The following is a 16,680-nucleotide window of genomic DNA, read 5'->3' as shown; positions in this document are numbered from 1 at the left end:
CTCAGTCACTCGAAAAAAAGAAGAAGTGCGGCAAAGGTCAGTGCCAGTGTCAGACAGGCATAGACAGGCAAACGCATGGGCAGGGCATCATCCACACCTGCGCGGATCAGTCCCCAACGTATCAGCAAGGTCAGCAGCACGGCTCCCAGCACGCACACCAGCCAGGCCGGGAAATACGAACCCGCCATATAAACCGACGGTGCAAGAGAACATCCCCCCAACAAGGGCAAGGCAGCCAGACCGGCTAGTAGCGCACGCATGCGTGGCATCTCCCTGATTAGTGTTAAACCGATCAGCGCACTGCGCCCGGATCGCAGCGAAGAATTGTACCTGAGCCTTTTCAAATACATCCTTTATATCCCTGCCAGATTAAGCAACTGTGTATCTATCATTTTCACGAGTATAGTGACAACCATCTTTCTGATAGGGTCTCGATAACCTTAGTTATTTACACAGAGTTGCCATGGATGACGTAAACCTGACTTTAAGCATGCTGGCCGCGGTTTTAATCAGCAACAGCGTGGTCAAGATAATACCTGTTGCCATCCCTGCCCCTCTCGTACAGATTCTGCTCGGCTTTCTGATTGCCGGTTGGTTCAATCATGGAATGACCCTGAATCCGGATCTGTTCTTTTATCTTTTTCTGCCACCCTTATTATTTCTGGACGGCTGGCGCATTTCCAAGGAAAGTTTAATTCGGGACCGAATCGGCATTCTGGTTCTGGCCTTCATCCTGGTTTTCTTAACGGTATTCGGATTAGGCCACGTTCTGCATTGGCTCATTCCTGCCATGCCTTTGCCCGTGGCCTTTGCCTTGGCCGCCATCGTCTCGCCTACTGACCCAGTCGCCGTTTCGGCCATTACCCGCCGCGTGCCTCTGCCTCCACGGCTACAGGCTTTGCTGGAGGGTGAATCGCTGTTCAATGATGCCAGCGGTCTGGTTGCGTTTCGACTGGCTGTCGCCCTGGCGCTGGGTGGATCTTTTTCCATCACCTCTGCCAGCCAGAACTTCCTGTGGCTAACGCTGGCCGGTCTGGTCGTTGGTGTGGTGACCACACGCGCCCTGCTGTTTCTGCGTAATCTCTTTGTACGCCGCTGGGGCGAAGAGCCAGGGCCAGAAGTTCTGTTCAGTCTGCTCCTGCCCTTTGCGTCTTATTTCCTGGCCGAACAAATGGAGGCCTCCGGCATTCTGGCCGCTGTCGCGGCAGGCGTGACCATGAGCTATGCCGAGCTCTCGGGCAATGCACTGGCGGCCACGCGCATGCAGCGTAAAACCGTCTGGGACACCCTGCAACTTAGCCTGAATGGCATGATGTTCGTCCTGCTGGGCGAGCAACTACCGGCTATCTTTCGCGGAGCGGTACAAGTTGTCCAAGAGACTGGCCACCACAATCCAGCCTGGCTGCTGGTCTATGCGGTCGCCATGTGTACCACCCTGATTTTGCTGCGCTTTTTATGCGTTTACGCCTACCTGTGGCTAAGACGCGGCCTGTCCCTGCTGGGCCTGCATCATGATGCCGAAACCGCACAAGCCAATCCGCGCCTGGTGCTGGTGCTGTCCATTGCAGGGGTACGGGGTGCCGTCACCTTGGCCGGTGTCATGACCTTGCCGCTCACTCTAGCCGATGGCAGTCCTTTTCCTGCCCGGGATCTGGCTATTTTCCTGGCCTCTGTGGTCATTATCGTGTCACTGCTGACAGCCAGCCTGGCCTTGCCCCCCATAATGAAACGAGTCTCCTTCCCTGCCCTGCGTCGACGCCAGGAACAAGAGGAACGGGCCGAGCAAGCAGTGCGTCACGCCAGCGCCCAATCGGTGGCGCAAACCTTGAATGAGCTGATTGCCCACAATCCCGAGTCGTCAGGAGCCCGTTATACGGCCATGGCCGATCGAGTTCTGAGCAATATTGCTCACAGCCCCCAGGAAGAGGGAGGCGAGCAGGGTCTGGCAGAACAAGCACTGGAAAAAGACATGCAAATCCGGGCCATCCATGCCGCGCGTGATGCCGTTTACACTCTAGCTCGCACACACCAGATATCCGATGAAATCGCTCGCGAAAGAGTCCGCCTGCTGGACCTGATCGAACTGCGTATGTCTTGAGTCCGCCTTCCTTTCATTTATCTTTGATTTTTAGGACGCCATGCAGACTTATTCTTACCTGGGCCAGTCCCCTGCCCTGCGCCAACAACGCCAAGCTTACCGTCACGGCTTGCCTGCCTGCGTTTGCGCCCACCCGTCCATTCCCTTCATCCACAAGCGCTTGAGCGCAGCAGCCAGCTTTGCACCCAGCGCCACCCCCGCAAGCCCGGCCTTTCAGTCCAATAATGCTCTGGATCAAAAGCCTCTGGCTCTGGCTCCCAAACTGATTCTGAGTAATCTGCGCCTGTTTGATGGGGAAACAACAGAGCTGAAGAAAGGGCTGGCCGTCCAGATCGATCAGGGTCGTATTAGCGCTGTCATGCCCCTTGCCGAGATTCCGGCCGACGCCACCGTCATGGACTGCCAGAACAAGGTCCTGATGCCTGGCCTGATCGATGCCCACTGGCATAGCCTGCTGTGCGCTGTCGACCAGATGACCGCCATGATGGCCGACCCCGCCGACCTGCATTTGATTGCCAGCAAGGAAGCCGAACGCACCTTGCTGCGCGGTTTTACCACCGTGCGCGATGCCGGAGGCCCCAGCTTCTCCCTGAAACGCGGCATTGATATGGGCCTGCTGCATGGCCCGCGCATCTACCCCAGCGGCGCCATGATTGCGCAAACCGGCGGCCATGCGGACTTCCGTATGCGCTACGAAGTCCCACGCGCAGAAGGCGAGCTGAGCCACACCGAACGAGCAGGCGTCACTTGCATTGCCGATGGTGCCGATCAGGTCCTGCGCCGTGTGCGTGAGCAACTGATGCTGGGTGCCAGCCAGATCAAGCTGATGGCCGGGGGCGGTGTCACCTCCTTGTACGACCCGCTGGAAGGACTGCAATTTAGCGATGCCGAACTGCGCGCCGCCGTGGGTGCCGCCAACGACTGGGGGACTTACGTGATGGTGCATGTGTATTGCGCCCGTGGTATCCAGCGTGCGATCAAGGCAGGCGTGAAATCCATCGAGCATGGTCAGCTTGCCGACGAAGAAACCGCCCGCATGATGGCAGGCGAAGGCGTATGGTGGAGCCTGCAACCCTTTCTGGCCGATGAAGATGCCAACGTCCAGCACGACCCGCGCAGTAAGGCCAAGCAGCAACAAGTGGCCGTGGGAACCGTGCGCGCTTACGAACTGGCAGACAAATACCAGATCCAGACGGCCTGGGGCACCGACATTCTGTTCACCCCCGCCCACCTGCCCCACCACGGCCGCATGCTGTCCAAGCTGACCCGTTTTTACAATCCGCTCAAAGTGCTGAAAATGGCGACCGGAGATAATGGCCGACTGCTGCAACTGTCGGGCCTGCGCCAACCATACGAAGGCGAACTGGGCGTGATCCGACCCGGTGCCCTGGCCGATCTGCTGTTGATTGATGGTGAACCCGAACAAAGCCTGAGCTTTCTGGAACAGCCCGAGCAGAACCTGCTGCTGATCATCAAGGACGGCAAGATTTACAAGAACGCCCTGCCTGCCTGAACCCTCATCATCAAGGAATGCCCATGCCTAACGAATTGATGCAGTTATTCAAATTGCTCGGCCTGGGGCTGGCATTTTTGCTGCCCCTGGCCAATCCCCTGACCTCGATGGTGATGTATCTGTCTTTGGGCGAAACTCTGAGCGCCGCCGAGAAAAAGCAGCAACTGCGTCAGGCAACACTGTATGTCATTCTTGCCTTGCTGATTACCTACTACGCAGGTTTGTGGATTACGTCGGCACTGGGCATTTCCATGGTGGACATGCGCATCGGGGGCGGGCTGATTGTGGCGTATATCGGCTTTCGCATGTTGTTTCCGCCGACCGTCAGCGATGTGGTTTCCAAGGCAGCCGATCAGAACACCGCCGCCCACAACAACATCGCCTTTGTCCCGCTGACCCTGCCCTCCACGGTAGGGCCTGGCACCATGGCGCTGGTCATCAGTGCCTCATCCAAAATGGCAGGCATGCGCGGACACTATGCCGAATGGGTGCTGGTGGCCACGCCCATCATTCTGGCCATCCTGATCGGTTTGATCTTTTTCATTTGCCTGCGTTCCTCACTCAGCATCGTGCGCGTGATCGGGCATAACGGCGTCGATGCCATCTCGCGCATCATGGGATTTTTACTGGTCTGCATGGCCGTACAGCTCGTCCTGGAAGGCGGACAGCAGTATGCTGCTACGCTGCTGACTCACTCTGCCGCATCCTGAATTTATGTCCACGTCCTGTTTTCCTGCATTGCGTCTGACTTTGGCAGTCACGGCCGCCTTTGCGCTGGCCGCCTGCGCTGCGCCCGACCACAAGTCCATGACCCAGCCCATGCCCGAGCACGACGCGCCGGAGCCACCTCGCCTGACATTGGCCGATTACAGCGGCCCTGATCAAAGCCAGCCTGCGCCCAGCGTACAGGCCAATCATGAATACAGCCTGCCTGAACTGATCGACCTGGCCCAACGCCTGAACCCCAGCACCCGCATTGCCTGGGGCGAGGCCCAACAAGCAGCCCAGGCCGCCGGCATGGTGGAAAGCACCTACCTGCCCTTGATCTCTGCCAGTATCGTGGGCGGCTATATGCGCAGCGACCGCGACAGCAGCGTGCACATTCTGGGCAGAGAGGTCGATGTGGACTACGACACCCATTTAAGCGGTGCCGTCCCTTCCCTGACCTTGAAATGGTTGCTGTTCGACTTTGGCAAGCGCGCAGCTTTGCAAGAAGCCGCCGACAAGCTGGCCATGGCCAGCCGCATTACTTTCAGCGGCGTGCATCAGGCCGTTATTGCCGAAGTATCCATCAGCTACTTCAACTACAACTCGGCCCGCCAGCGCGCACAAATCTCGGCTCAGGGCCTGAAGAACGCCGCCCTGATTGAGGATATCGCCCTGGAGCGGCAACGCAATGGACTGGGCACCCAGATTGAAGTCGCCCAGGCACGACAGTTGAAAGCCCAGGCCCGTTTGCACCATGTGAATGCCAGCACCCTGGCACGTCAGTCCTACCAGACTTTGCTGGGTGCGATTGGCCTGTCCCCCGAGACGGAGCTGAAAGTCGCCGATAGCGCCACCCGCCCCCTGCCCGAGGAACTGGATATCCCTGGCAACGACACACTGAAAAAAGCCATCGCCCAACGGCCCGATGTGCAGGCCCTGCAAGCCGCCCATCAGGCCAGTCTGGCAGGCATAGATTCAGCCGAAGCCAGTTTCATGCCCAAGCTGGCCTTGATGGGCTTTATCTCCAAACGTATGGGTTCATTAAGCGTGGGCAGTCTGCCCGAAGTCAGCCCACAATCCTCCTCCCGAGGAGCCGTGCTGGCATTGAACATCCCGCTCTACGACGCCGGACTGCGTAACAAGCAAGTGCGTGAAGCCCAGTTGCGTGCTGACACCGCACGTGAGCGCGTCGCCAAAACCGAGCAGGACGCCTACAAGCAAATAATCATCGCTGCCGATGCGCTACGAGCTGCTCTGGAATCCCACCAGGCCGCCACCAGTCTGGTCGAAGCGGCCCAGATCACCTATCAAGGTGCGCTGGAATCCTATAAAGAAGGTCTGACCGGCATGACCTTGCTGACCGAAGCGCACACTGGCTTGCTGGGAGCCCAAGAAGCCCAGACTGCCGCCCATACGGCCGGTTTGGTCGGCTCCGTGAACCTGGCTTTTGCCATGGGCGAGCTCAATCAAGCTCCCAAAATCCCGGGGGATACCAGTCAATAGTCGGCAAAAATCAAGCCGAACCTTCGTTTGCAGCAGGAATAAAAAAGGGAGCCATTCACGGCTCCCTTCTCATTTAGCAACCGCTACAACAGCGGTTTACTGCTCTTCAATCGCATCCAGAGCCTTGGCCAAACGCTCCACCGAGCGTTCCAGATTGTTCAGCTTGTCCAGGCCAAACAGACCAATTCGGAAGGTCTTGAAATCAGCAGGTTCATCACATTGCAAAGGCACGCCCGAGGCGGCTTGCAAACCGGCCTTGGCAAACTTCGCAGCGGAATGGATGCCGTCATCAGTGGTGTAACACACCACCACCCCCGGCGCTTCAAAACCCGGTGCCGCCACGCTGCGGAAACCATGTTCGCTGAGCAAGGCACGCACTTTGCGGCCCAGCTCCAGCTGACGATTGCGAATCCAGTCAAAGCCCAGAGCTTCTGTCTCGGCCATCGCTTCTTGCAGCACCTTCAAGGAATCGGTAGGCAGGGTCGCGTGGTAAGCATGCGCCCCATTCTCATACGTTTCCATGATCTGCAGCCACTTGCGCAGATCGCAGGCAAAGCTGGTGCTGGTCGTGGTTTCAATGTGCTGACGAGCACGCTCGCTTAACATCACCAGACCGCAACATGCCGAGCCGGTCCAACCCTTTTGCGGAGCGCTGATCAGCACGTCCACGCCCACATCCTTCATATCCACCCATACCGTGCCCGATGCAATGCAGTCCAGCACAAACAGACCGCCTACCGCGTGCACCGCATCCGCTACCTGACGCATATAGTCATCGGGCAACATGATGCCGGAGGCTGTTTCCACGTGCGGGGCAAACACCAAAGCCGGTTTTTCAGCCTGAATCGCAGCGACTACCTCTTCGATAGGGGCCGGTGCGTAAGCGGCCTGCTTGCCTTCCTCAATCGGGCGGGCCTTCAGAACCGTGGTGCTGGCAGGGATGGAACCCATGTCAAAAATCTGAGTCCAGCGGTAGCTGAACCAGCCATTGCGTATCACCATGCACTTGCGGTCCGTTGCAAACTGACGGGCCACCGCTTCCATGCCAAACGAGCCACTGCCCGGCACCACAATGGCCGAATGCGCCTGATAGACCTGCTTGAGCGTGCGGGAGATTTCACGCATCACTTCCTGGAAGGTCTTGGACATATGGTTCAAGGCACGGTCGGTGTAAACCACCGAATATTCAAGCAGGCCGTCCGGATCAACGGGGGTGCTGGTTTGAGACATGAAAACCTCGGAATTCAGATGTAGAAGATATAAAGATCGAAGGATTTTAGACCAAGCCGCTTTGTACGGGCAGCTTGCCCCCAAGACCCTTCCGGTCAGAAGAAATTGCACAGACAGGCTGAACAAGAACAACCTGAATGAGAATTATTGCTATTATTCACTATTCTTTTTTCCGCCTGCTCCGCTAAGCCGCTCCATGTCTCACCCTTCACGTCCCATAAAAGCCTGGCTCGCCTCGTATAGCGAGCTGTTTGGCGTATGGCGGCGCAAGGCCGAGAGTCGGGAAGATGCGGAAGATGCCATGCACGACACCGTTGTAGGCATGCTGGAAAACAACACTGCCCTGATCGACAACCCACGTGCCTATCTGGTACGAGGCACCAGCAACCGGCTGATCAGCCGCCATCGCCACCAAACCGTCCTGACTGTTTTACCCTTGGACGAGCTAAGCGATACCGAGCATCCGCGCCAGACCGGGGCTGACAGCCACGCCCAGTTTGAGCAGTTGGCCGAGGCACTGGTGAACGCGCTGGCCGACTTGCCCCCAAAATGCCGAGAGGTCTACATCAAGCATCGACTGGAGGGTTGGACCCATACCGAAATTGCCCAGGACATGGCCCTTTCCCGCAGCATGGTGGAAAAATACATGACTCGTGCCTTGCGTCACATCCATGAACGACTGCACCATTACGTACCTGACTGACGCCATGCCGTACACAAAGCCCGCGCCATGACCCGCCCCTCTTCCTCCGACGAACTGGATCACCCCAGCGATGCCGCTCATTGGTTCTCCCGACTGCAATCGGGAGAAGCCAGCGAGCAGGACCACCAGGCCTTCCAAGCCTGGCGGGACGCTGATCCTGACAACGAGCGCCGCTACCGCGAGGTGGAGTACCTGTGGCGGGCTACCCAGGCCGTCCCGGAAGAACGCCTGCGCAGACTGCTGCCCCACTCCCCTGGTCCCGTGCCATCCCCCAAGCGCCGCTATCTGACGCTGGGATTGGGCGCACTCGGCGTGCTGGCCCTCTGCGCCGGTGCCATCCATCAGTCGGGCTGGTTGAACCCGGTAGAAGAGACGGTACAGTTGCTCACCGCCAAAGGCGAACGTCAGCAAATCACCTTGCCCGATGGCTCTGTTGTGGACTTGAATACCGACACCATCGCCCAGGCTCGTTTATCGTCATCCAAACGGGAAATCGAACTGCTCCAGGGTGAAGCTTTTTTTGCCGTCCAGCACTACCAAACCCTGCCCTTTATCGTGCGCACCGACTTGGGCACCATTACCGTCACCGGCACCCGCTTCAATGTGCGGCGGCTGGCAGACAGCCTGCAAGTCAGCGTTCAATCCGGCTCGGTCAAAGTGGAGTCCGGTCCTTGGTGGCGTCGTCAGGAACGCCTCTTGGAGGCGCAGCAACAAGTGCTGTTGCGCCAAGGTGCGGAGCCTGGCCCAGTACACACGGCCGACGTGGAAAGCCTGACAGCCTGGCAACGCGGCAAGATCATTTTCAAGAACACACCTTTAGAAGTGCTTGTACAGGAAATGGCTCGCTACCTGCCCCAGCCCTTGATTCTGGACGCCCCCGCCCTGCGCCAGCACCGTATCTCCGGCATTTTCGATGTCGACCAACCCGAGACCGTCCTCAAGGCCTTACCTGCCATTGCCCCTGTCCGGATCCAGAGCGATGCGTCGGGCGTGCAACATGTTGTGGCGCGCTAAAAACAGGGCTTCCTGCTCCTGTTACAAAATAATCATGATTCTCATTCCGGTGATTAAGCACCTTGTGCGTCTAGGTAGGTGAAGGAGGCTCTCCCTCGGAGGACAGCCCCCTGTGTCCCTTTGGCCAAAGGCTGGGCGCGTCTATCGCGCGAGATATATTTTCATTGGAAAACGTAGGATCGTGAGCCCCTTTACCCCACGTCGTCGCCACTCGCCCCTTTTTCAGGCGAACTTGAGTGCCTTGACCTTAAGCGTGAGTCTGGCCTTCAGCCTGGCCCCTTCTGCTGTGCAGGCCCAACAAACTGTCTCTATTCAAATCCCCGCCCAGCCTTTAGGCGATGCCCTGCTGAAACTGGGCGAACAGACCTCTTTGCAGATTTTTTTCTCTCAGGATGTGGTTGCCGGCCGCCAAGCCCGCTCTGTCTCGGGCCGTCTGGCACCTGAGCAAGCTTTGCGTCAATTACTGGACGGCAGTGGCATCAACTACACCCGAGACGGCAACACGATCACCTTGTCAGCCGGTGTGACTCAATTGACGCCAGTCACGATACGCCGCGCCCCTACAGACACCGCTGACAGCTACGTCGCACTAAGCAGCCGCAGTGGCAAGCTGGACGTGCCCTTGATCGAAACCCCGCGTTCGGTCTCCATCGTCACGCAAAAGCAGTTAAAGATTCTGGCCCCGCAAAGTATTGAACGCGCTCTGGCTTACACCCCTGGCGTACAGACTGACGTGTCTGGCTCGGGCGACCTGCGCATGAGCGGCGCGGTGATCCGTGGCTTTAGTGACGGCAGTGCCTACTACAAAGATGGTTTGAAGCAGCTCTCGGCAGGCACCTATGGGTCCTGGAATGATGATATGGACAGCCTGGACAGCATCGAAGTGCTGAAAGGCCCTGCCTCGGTGCTGTATGGGCAGGGACGCCCCGGCGGCGTGGTCAACGTGGTGTCCAAGCGCCCCACCGCCGACCACGTAAACAGTCTGGGCCTGGGCTATGGCAGCTACCAGCGTCGTCAATTAACGGCGGATATCGGTGGGGCCTTGAACGACGACCAATCCCTGCTGTATCGCCTGAATCTGTCCGGGCGCAAAAGCCATGGACGCACCATAGACTCGCGCGATGATCGCGTCTCGGTGTCCCCCGCCCTGCTTTGGAAACTGTCGGACCGGACCAGCCTGACACTTTTGGGCTCGTATTCGCGTGAACGTGGCACCCCCAAGTCCTGGTGGCCCAATCTGTTTTATTACCCCGAAGTCACTGATCTACCGCTCAAGCGCACCGCCGGGGACCCGGCGTTTGACTACTTCAATCGCGACACCAAAGCCATTGGCTACGCTCTGGAGCATGACACCGAGAGCGGCTGGCGTTTACGTCAGAACCTGCGCTATTCGGAGATCGACATTGATTACCGCCATATCTACTCCATGGCCGTTCTGGCCGACCAGCGCAGCGTCTCCCGAGCCAGCCTGGCCCAGGAAACCAAAGGCCGTACCTTCACGGTAGACAGCCGGGTCGGCAAGGACTTTAACTGGGGACCACTGGAGCATACGTTGGAGTTTGGTGTGGACTATCTGCGCTACAAGGAAAACGACGGCTTGGGCTTTGGCTGGAACGTACCTGATCTGGACATGCTCGACCCGGTATACGGGCTGTCCATCGCACCGCCCGAGCTGGATTACTCCGAGCGCGATCTGAAGCAGACCGGCATTTACATGCTGAACCAGCTGAAATGGAACCAGTGGGTTGCCAATGTCAGCTTGCGTCACGACACCGCTCGCACTGTACAAAGCAGTGCAACGCAGCCTCGCATGACGGACCGTGCCACCACCGGCAGCGCGGGCTTGCTGTACCTGTTTGACAATGGTGTGGCTCCGTACATCAGCTACTCCACCGCCTTTGACCCCACAACAGGGCGGGCGGCAGATGGCACGGCATTCAAGCCTCGCGAGGGCAAACAATACGAAGCCGGGGTGAAGTATCAGCCACCGGGAACCGATGCCCTGATTACCGCTGCGGTGTTTGACCTGCGCCAGACCAATGTCACCACGCCCGATCCAAACTTCCCGCGTTTCAGCGTCCAGACAGGAGAAGTACGATCCACGGGTATCGAGCTGGAAGCCAAGCTGCCCATTAGCTCTCAGCTCAACCTGATGGCGGGCTATACCTATCTGGATCCACGGACTACGCAAAGCGAGCGCCCGGCAGAAATTGATCGGCAGACGTTGCAAACCGCACGTCAGACCGCCAGCCTGTGGCTGGACTATCGGCCCCAGCAAATTCAGGGCTTGATGGTGGGGCGGGTGTACGGTATCGAGGCAAGTCGCCCAATGATGTGCGGCCGGATGGCAGCCTGAACTACAACCCTTCGTTCACCTTGGCAGATATGGCGGTGGCATATGAGACGTCCCGCTATCGGGTAGCCCTGAACGTCAACAATGTGTTCAACAAGAAGTATTACACCGGCCAGTTCCGGGGCATGGAACGGGAAGTGATGTTGAACATGAATTTATATTGGTAATCATCTTGCTGAACATGAGGCTGTCTTGCCTGACAAGTACAGCTTACTCTGACTAAGTGCAGCGGCAGGCCGCGTCTTTCTTGACTCGGCCTGCCGCTCTGAGTACCTTGATGAGCACGTTTCACCTAGTCTGGGTCTCATTATCATGTCGGTAGCACACTTCAGCCAGAACACTTTGGGGCGCGATATTGCGGTTGGCGATATTCACGGTTGCTTCAGCAAGCTGAAAACGTCTTTAAAGCGGATTCGTTTTGATCCCTCCAAGGACCGGCTGTTTTCAGTGGGAGATCTGGTGGATCGTGGCCCGGAGTCGCACCACGTTCTGGAGTGGCTGGACCTATCCTGGTTTCATGCGATTTGTGGCAATCACGAGCAGTTGACCTAGCGGCGGGCGATTGGGCAGCCCATTCAGGAAATGGATCATCGTGTGCATGGCGGGTTATGGCTGGACGACTGCACTTCGGACGAACAGGCGCTTATCGCCCAACGCCTTCAAGCCCTGCCTTTGGCAATGGAAATTGAAACGCCCTTGGGTTTGGTGGGGATGGTCCACGCCGACTTTCCCTACGATGATTGGCAGCACATCCATACTGAAGGTTTTGATGCCCATGATCGCCATGTCTGTATGTGGTCCAGGGATCGCTATGTGACTGGCTACGATGGCATGGTGAGGGGGCTTCGGGCTTTAGTGCATGGTCATCAGACGACACACAAGATGCGGCAGTTAGGGAACGTGTTTTTCATTGATACCGGCGGGTGGTTGGATCACGGACATTTCACCTTGCTGGATTTGAAGCGCTTGGTGGCTTTGTAGGTGTGCTTTGTTTTCGATTACGGGTTGTGATTGCAGGATTAGTCTCTGGGGAAACGCTGTTTCGGTCCTGCTGGGGTGTCGGGGCTGAGCACTGGCCGGCGCTGCGCACCGGTACCCTTGTCGAGAACTCAATCGGGGCGCATCCTGAACTCGCACGATGGTTTGTCCACCGGACAAACCATAAGCGTCGTGCTCAAACAGCAGGATGCTTGTACCCCCGATCGAGCCCTCGCCTGCGGCCAGTACTCTGAATCGCCCCAACACCCCAGCAGGACCGAAACAGCTCTCAGCGATTATTTGCAAAGACAATCCTTTTGCAGAAGCTCATTGCCACTTACTGTTTACCGAGTACTGATGGCTAATGGCTGATCGCTAATGTTCAACTAGCTTTGAACACGAAATTAATGACACTAGGTCTAATAACGTACAAACCTATCTTCATCAATGTCAGTACTGGCCTCGTATCTAGCGCTATCTATACCTACCTGAGCAGCAACCATCATGGCAGGCGCTTTGGCTTCAAGGACAAGCTACATGCTACAGATTACAAACTACAGCTTGTTGCGCCAGGAGATCCTCAACAAGATTCATGCTCCCATGAAGCGCCAGGCACTCGATAACTAGCAGTTGGCCCGATTTCTCTATCCCCCACCCTCTCCGCCAACTATTGAAAACGACGATTCGCAAATAAACCTCGACACCCCTCAAGCCCCCTGCGCACCTACGGCAAAAAAAACCACATATAGCCAGATCCCAAAAGGACGGAAGTCTCATATTGATAGTCATTGTGAGCCGGTCTGGGCCGGGGGGCCGTCCTCTGGGCGATTCAGGCTTCTTCCCGCAGGCGGGCTTGCTATTCGGGGTTCAAGCGTCCTGTTGTTTGAGCGAAATGCTTGTGCCTTGTCCAATGGGATGGACGCCCCTACCCGCACCGGCATCCTATGTGCCAAAGTGGGCGTATCACCAACCACTTGAACCGAGCGAGGCGTCCATCATGAAGATTACGACACTAGGTATCGATCTGGCAAAGCAAGTCTTTCAACTGCACGGCGTCGATGAACAAGGCAAAACCGTGTTAAGAAAACAGCTCAAACGCGACCAGATGGCCACGTTCTTCGCCACCTTACCGGTCTGCCTGATTGGCATGGAAGCATGTGGAAGTGCGCATCATTGGGCCCGTAAATTAGAATCGTTCGGGCATACCGTACGCTTGATTGCCCCTCAGTTTGTTAAACCCTACGTTAAAACCAACAAGAACGATGCTGCTGATGCCGAAGCCATCTGCGAGGCAGTGGCTCGGCCTAACATGCGGTTTGTACCGATCAAAAATATCGAACAACAGTCCGTCTTGGCCTTGCACCGGGCTCGACAAGGGTTCGTACGGGCACGGACCGCACAGGCCAATCAGATCCGCGGATTACTGGCTGAGTTCGGGCTGATCGTCCCACAGGGAATCTCTCACCTGCATACACGTGTCCCTGCGCTACTCGAGCAGGCGAATCAGGAGCTGACGGGCTCATTTCGATTACTCATACTCCGGCTCCTGGATCACTTAAAAGAGCTGGATAAACAGGTCCATGAGTTGGAGCGGCAGATTAAAGCCTGGCATAAGGCCAATGAAGCGAGCTGCCGACTTGAGAAAGTTGCGGGCATTGGCCCGATCACCGCCAGTGCCTTGGTTGCCACGATCGGCGATGCCAAAAACTTCACCAATGGCCGACAGTTAGCGGCGTGGCTAGGCTTAGTGCCCAAGCAGCACTCCAGTGGTGGCAAGTCCGTGCTCCTGGGAATCAGCAAACGAGGAGATCAATATCTACGTACCTTGTTAATTCATGGCGCTCGAGCGGTGATCTATCGTGCACGGCAAGCCGCAGAGCCCACCGGTTGGCTACAACGACTCTTGCAGCGATCTCACGCTAACGTAGCGGCTGTTGCATTAGCCAACAAAAATGCCCGTATCGTCTGGGCGTTACTGGCCAATCAACGAACCTTCCAGCCTGACTACACGCCTGACGGCTCATAGTCAGGCTGGACTGAGCTTCCCCTTAAAAGCCACTATTAACCCTTCTCCCGATTGCTCAGGCAAACACGACATGATGGCAAGATAGGTCAGACCGTGGTTGGTTAAACCCGATGTCCCCCAGGCACTAAGCAGTGCGCTTGTCCGATTGAGGCACCAACCAGCAGAACCCATCAGGGACCGCCGCTGACGCGGCAATCAAGTCCGGATGTACGGGTGCAATCTCGACCCACTGTCCAACATGAAGTGAGTGCTTGGCAAAACAGGGGCGTCCATGTACGGGGGACAAGGCACTTTCGCGAGTTCAGGATGCGCCCGAATAGCAAGCCTGACAAGGGCACCGGTGCGCAGCACCGGCAAGGAGCCAAGCCCGGAGGACGGCCCCCCGGCCCAGACCGGCGTTTTCACGAAGCACTATCCAAACATGCAGGCTCTCTGCGCTCCTTGTCTCACAAACCTCCTGCTCTGCACACAAGCAGCGCCACTCCCCAACGCTCAGGAAACCGAAGAAGAAGAAGAAGAAGAAGAAGAAGAAGAAGAAGAAGAAGCCCAAAACAAAACCGCCTCAGTTCCCAAAAGAAACTGAGGCGGTCTCATCTTCAAACAAACGGCAACCAGGCCAAAGGCTTACTTCTCCACGCCTCCACCCAGAATCACGCCGTTCACTTCCTTACCGTAGTAACTTTCCTCGCCATCGTGGAACTCCACACGAGCTTGCTCAACCGTCCCCTTCTGACGAGCATCCTTGGGACGCTCATGACTGTTGATATACGCCGCTACGTCCCAGGCATCCTGATCGGACAGGGAGAACGGTTTGCCCAAAGGCATGTTGGCCTTGATGAAACCGGCAGCCGTATCAATACGAGCCATCCCGGCACCCCAGTTATAAGAGTTGGGGCCCCATAAGGGCGGGAACACCACACCACTTTCGGCATCCTTCTGCCCCTGACCATCCACCGCGTGACACAACACACAGTTGTTGGTGTAGACCTCTTTACCGCGTGCTACGTCATAACCCAGCTCGGTCTTTTTAACCTTGGGAAAGCCGGCACCTGGCAACTTCTGACCCGTGGGCGCCCCATCGGACATCCAGTACATATAGGTCATCAGGTCACGATACACATCGCTGCCAGCGGGCGGTGCAACGCCCGAGGACGAAGCCTGCGCATTCATGGAATAGGTAAAACAGCCAATAATGCGATCTTCCAGCGTGCTGATCGCCTTGGTCTTGGAACGATAAGCCGGATAGCTGACATACGCCCCCCACATAGGTGCGGAATGCTCACGACGCCCACCGTCCAGGTGACAGTTCACACAAGCCAGGGTATTACCCACGTGATCGGACACCGTGGTCGAGGTTTCCATAAAAATCTTTTGACCGCGACGAACCGCCTCGCCATACGGCGTATCCGGGATGCTGCTCTCTGGTGGCGGCACATAGTAGCCATCCGCCCCCACAGGCATGCCGGCCGTGACCGAGTGCTTGTCCTTGCTCTGCGCCTTGCGACCGGCTTCCATCGCTTCACGGCTATACGTAGCCTCGCCCAGCTGAGTCGTGCCATTGTCTGGCGAGCCCAGGGAAAAGGACAACCAGCCCTTGGCGTTCATGCCGTAGCCAATTGCAAAGAGCAGCACACCAATACCGGCCCCCCAGGCCAGTCTGCGTCCACCCGACATGGCGGGTTTGCTGCGACCATTGTTTTGAGTGTCTTTCATAAAAAGCTCTCTGTTCTGATCTTATTTCGCCTGCTTGCCATTGGCTGGCAGCGAGGCGGCGTAGTAGGAAACCGCATACAGGTCCTCGTAGGACAAGCGCGATGCAATGTCATCCATCAGGCTTTGCGGCGAGTTGTGACGATGGCCACCTTTCCAGGCCGACAGCTGGCTGAACAAGTACTCGGCCTGCTGCGCGGCCAAAGGCGGGAAGGACGCCCCCACACCCTCACCCTGACTGCCGTGGCAGCTGATACATGCGGGCACGTTCTGCTTCCAGTCCCCTTTATGGAACAGAGCTTCGCCACGGGCCAGGTTCGCTTCCGAGCTGGGCACATTAATGGCGGGAGCAGGCAGCTTGGCGTAGTAGGTAGCCAGCTCCTTCATATCGTCCGGCTTCATGCCACGAGCCACATACTGCATGGACTCGTTCAGGCGTGTTCCTTTGGCAAAATCCTCCAGCTGCTTGAGCAGATACGCTTCGGGCATACCGGCCAGACGGGGAGTGATGCCAGCACCTTCACCTGCCTCGCCGTGGCAGGAAGCACAGCTCCACACACTGCCCTGCCCGGAATGCACCAGCACCGGCGCATCCTTCAAGGCAGGAATCACAGGTGCCACAGGCGTGCCACCCACACTGGAGGCAAGAACAGGAGCCGTAGGCTCGTCCGGTGCCGCGTGTGGCGCCAGATCGTGCAGGTACAAACCTACCCCAGCCAGGGCCAAGGCGAACAGCACCGCCAACAGGAAAATCGGAATGGGGCGCGGCGGCTCCCATGGCTCGAAGGTAGGGTCGATGTTCTCGACCTGGGGCGAACTAGAAACTTTTTCCATTGTCATGACT

At 57.3% G+C, this 16,680-nt stretch carries 16 protein-coding genes; 12 read left to right on the top strand and 4 right to left on the bottom strand.

Annotated features, from left to right (window positions below; translation table 11 throughout):
* Positions 1 to 5 precede the first annotated feature (5 nt).
* Complete coding sequence (locus CPY64_RS05505) at positions 6 to 260, bottom strand: YtcA family lipoprotein (protein WP_171902925.1); 255 nt, start codon at positions 258 to 260, stop codon at positions 6 to 8.
* Between the two features lie 203 nt (positions 261 to 463).
* On the opposite strand from CPY64_RS05505, the gene CPY64_RS05500 reads away from it, so the two are divergent.
* From CPY64_RS05500 to CPY64_RS05485, 4 genes are read left to right on the top strand one after another with little or no spacing between them, the layout of a single operon-like run.
* Positions 464 to 2,098, top strand: a complete 1,635-nt coding sequence (locus CPY64_RS05500) for a Na+/H+ antiporter (RefSeq protein ID WP_042489017.1) — start codon at positions 464 to 466, stop codon at positions 2,096 to 2,098.
* 40 nt (positions 2,099 to 2,138) lie between these two features.
* Entirely contained in the window at positions 2,139 to 3,611 is a 1,473-nt protein-coding gene (locus CPY64_RS05495) for a metal-dependent hydrolase family protein (protein ID WP_042489019.1), read from the top strand.
* 23 nt (positions 3,612 to 3,634) lie between these two features.
* A complete protein-coding gene (locus CPY64_RS05490) occupies positions 3,635 to 4,321 on the top strand; it encodes a MarC family NAAT transporter (RefSeq protein ID WP_042489022.1) in 687 nt (228 codons plus the stop codon).
* 4 nt (positions 4,322 to 4,325) lie between these two features.
* Positions 4,326 to 5,822: a TolC family protein gene (locus CPY64_RS05485; protein ID WP_080723853.1), complete on the top strand. Its 1,497-nt coding sequence runs from the start codon at positions 4,326 to 4,328 to the stop codon at positions 5,820 to 5,822.
* Positions 5,823 to 5,918: 96 nt separating this feature from the next.
* Here the strand turns inward: CPY64_RS05485 and CPY64_RS05480 are convergent, their stop codons facing one another.
* Positions 5,919 to 7,052, bottom strand: coding sequence for an aminotransferase class V-fold PLP-dependent enzyme (locus CPY64_RS05480; RefSeq protein WP_042489025.1), 1,134 nt, complete (start codon positions 7,050 to 7,052; stop codon positions 5,919 to 5,921).
* Between the two features lie 196 nt (positions 7,053 to 7,248).
* On the opposite strand from CPY64_RS05480, the gene CPY64_RS05475 reads away from it, so the two are divergent.
* The 8 genes from CPY64_RS05475 (at position 7,249) to CPY64_RS19095 (ending at position 14,709) form a co-directional block, all read left to right on the top strand.
* Positions 7,249 to 7,755, top strand: a complete 507-nt coding sequence (locus CPY64_RS05475) for an RNA polymerase sigma factor (protein WP_042489027.1) — start codon at positions 7,249 to 7,251, stop codon at positions 7,753 to 7,755.
* Positions 7,756 to 7,782: 27 nt separating this feature from the next.
* A complete protein-coding gene (locus tag CPY64_RS05470) occupies positions 7,783 to 8,769 on the top strand; it encodes a FecR family protein (RefSeq protein ID WP_042489029.1) in 987 nt (328 codons plus the stop codon).
* A 181-nt stretch (positions 8,770 to 8,950) separates the two neighbouring features.
* Positions 8,951 to 11,125 carry a TonB-dependent siderophore receptor gene (locus CPY64_RS05465; RefSeq protein ID WP_255209294.1) on the top strand — a complete coding sequence of 725 codons (2,175 nt, stop codon included), beginning with the start codon at positions 8,951 to 8,953 and terminating at the stop codon, positions 11,123 to 11,125.
* A gap of 29 nt (positions 11,126 to 11,154) precedes the next feature.
* Entirely contained in the window at positions 11,155 to 11,289 is a 135-nt protein-coding gene (locus CPY64_RS19250; RefSeq protein WP_323178385.1) for a hypothetical protein, read from the top strand.
* Between the two features lie 145 nt (positions 11,290 to 11,434).
* Positions 11,435 to 11,674 (top strand): metallophosphoesterase, encoded by a 240-nt coding sequence (locus CPY64_RS19175; RefSeq protein WP_052363043.1) that lies wholly within the window; start codon positions 11,435 to 11,437, stop codon positions 11,672 to 11,674.
* Between the two features lie 30 nt (positions 11,675 to 11,704).
* Positions 11,705 to 12,103, top strand: coding sequence for a metallophosphoesterase family protein (locus tag CPY64_RS19170; RefSeq protein ID WP_042489031.1), 399 nt, complete (start codon positions 11,705 to 11,707; stop codon positions 12,101 to 12,103).
* A gap of 994 nt (positions 12,104 to 13,097) precedes the next feature.
* Positions 13,098 to 14,126: an IS110 family RNA-guided transposase gene (locus tag CPY64_RS05455; protein WP_042489560.1), complete on the top strand. Its 1,029-nt coding sequence runs from the start codon at positions 13,098 to 13,100 to the stop codon at positions 14,124 to 14,126.
* 340 nt (positions 14,127 to 14,466) lie between these two features.
* On the top strand, positions 14,467 to 14,709 hold the full coding sequence (locus CPY64_RS19095) for a hypothetical protein (protein WP_152034561.1): 243 nt from the start codon (positions 14,467 to 14,469) through the stop codon (positions 14,707 to 14,709).
* Between the two features lie 41 nt (positions 14,710 to 14,750).
* Here the strand turns inward: CPY64_RS19095 and CPY64_RS05445 are convergent, their stop codons facing one another.
* A complete protein-coding gene (locus tag CPY64_RS05445) occupies positions 14,751 to 15,839 on the bottom strand; it encodes a c-type cytochrome (RefSeq protein WP_080723854.1) in 1,089 nt (362 codons plus the stop codon).
* A 21-nt stretch (positions 15,840 to 15,860) separates the two neighbouring features.
* Positions 15,861 to 16,676: a c-type cytochrome gene (locus CPY64_RS05440; protein WP_042489051.1), complete on the bottom strand. Its 816-nt coding sequence runs from the start codon at positions 16,674 to 16,676 to the stop codon at positions 15,861 to 15,863.
* Positions 16,677 to 16,680: the final 4 nt, after the last annotated feature.

The sequence above is a fragment of the Alcaligenes faecalis genome (genome assembly GCF_002443155.1).
GTDB classification, from domain to species: Bacteria; Pseudomonadota; Gammaproteobacteria; order Burkholderiales; family Burkholderiaceae_B; genus Alcaligenes; species Alcaligenes faecalis.
Note: the sequence above shows the minus strand (reverse complement) of the source record. Positions and strands in the feature narration are given on the sequence as shown.

Excerpts from the sequence above, each read along its gene's own strand:
- CPY64_RS05505 (WP_171902925.1), bottom strand. The coding sequence starts at position 260 with ATGCGTGCGCTACTAGCCGGTCTGGCTGCCTTGCCCTTGTTGGGGGGA.
- CPY64_RS05500 (WP_042489017.1), top strand. The coding sequence starts at position 464 with ATGGATGACGTAAACCTGACTTTAAGCATGCTGGCCGCGGTTTTAATC.
- CPY64_RS05495 (WP_042489019.1), top strand. The coding sequence starts at position 2,139 with ATGCAGACTTATTCTTACCTGGGCCAGTCCCCTGCCCTGCGCCAACAA.
- CPY64_RS05490 (WP_042489022.1), top strand. The coding sequence starts at position 3,635 with ATGCCTAACGAATTGATGCAGTTATTCAAATTGCTCGGCCTGGGGCTG.
- CPY64_RS05485 (WP_080723853.1), top strand. The coding sequence starts at position 4,326 with ATGTCCACGTCCTGTTTTCCTGCATTGCGTCTGACTTTGGCAGTCACG.
- CPY64_RS05480 (WP_042489025.1), bottom strand. The coding sequence starts at position 7,052 with ATGTCTCAAACCAGCACCCCCGTTGATCCGGACGGCCTGCTTGAATAT.
- CPY64_RS05475 (WP_042489027.1), top strand. The coding sequence starts at position 7,249 with ATGTCTCACCCTTCACGTCCCATAAAAGCCTGGCTCGCCTCGTATAGC.
- CPY64_RS05470 (WP_042489029.1), top strand. The coding sequence starts at position 7,783 with ATGACCCGCCCCTCTTCCTCCGACGAACTGGATCACCCCAGCGATGCC.
- CPY64_RS19250 (WP_323178385.1), top strand. The coding sequence starts at position 11,155 with ATGGCGGTGGCATATGAGACGTCCCGCTATCGGGTAGCCCTGAACGTC.
- CPY64_RS19175 (WP_052363043.1), top strand. The coding sequence starts at position 11,435 with ATGTCGGTAGCACACTTCAGCCAGAACACTTTGGGGCGCGATATTGCG.
- CPY64_RS19170 (WP_042489031.1), top strand. The coding sequence starts at position 11,705 with ATGGATCATCGTGTGCATGGCGGGTTATGGCTGGACGACTGCACTTCG.
- CPY64_RS05455 (WP_042489560.1), top strand. The coding sequence starts at position 13,098 with ATGAAGATTACGACACTAGGTATCGATCTGGCAAAGCAAGTCTTTCAA.
- CPY64_RS05445 (WP_080723854.1), bottom strand. The coding sequence starts at position 15,839 with ATGAAAGACACTCAAAACAATGGTCGCAGCAAACCCGCCATGTCGGGT.
- CPY64_RS05440 (WP_042489051.1), bottom strand. The coding sequence starts at position 16,676 with ATGACAATGGAAAAAGTTTCTAGTTCGCCCCAGGTCGAGAACATCGAC.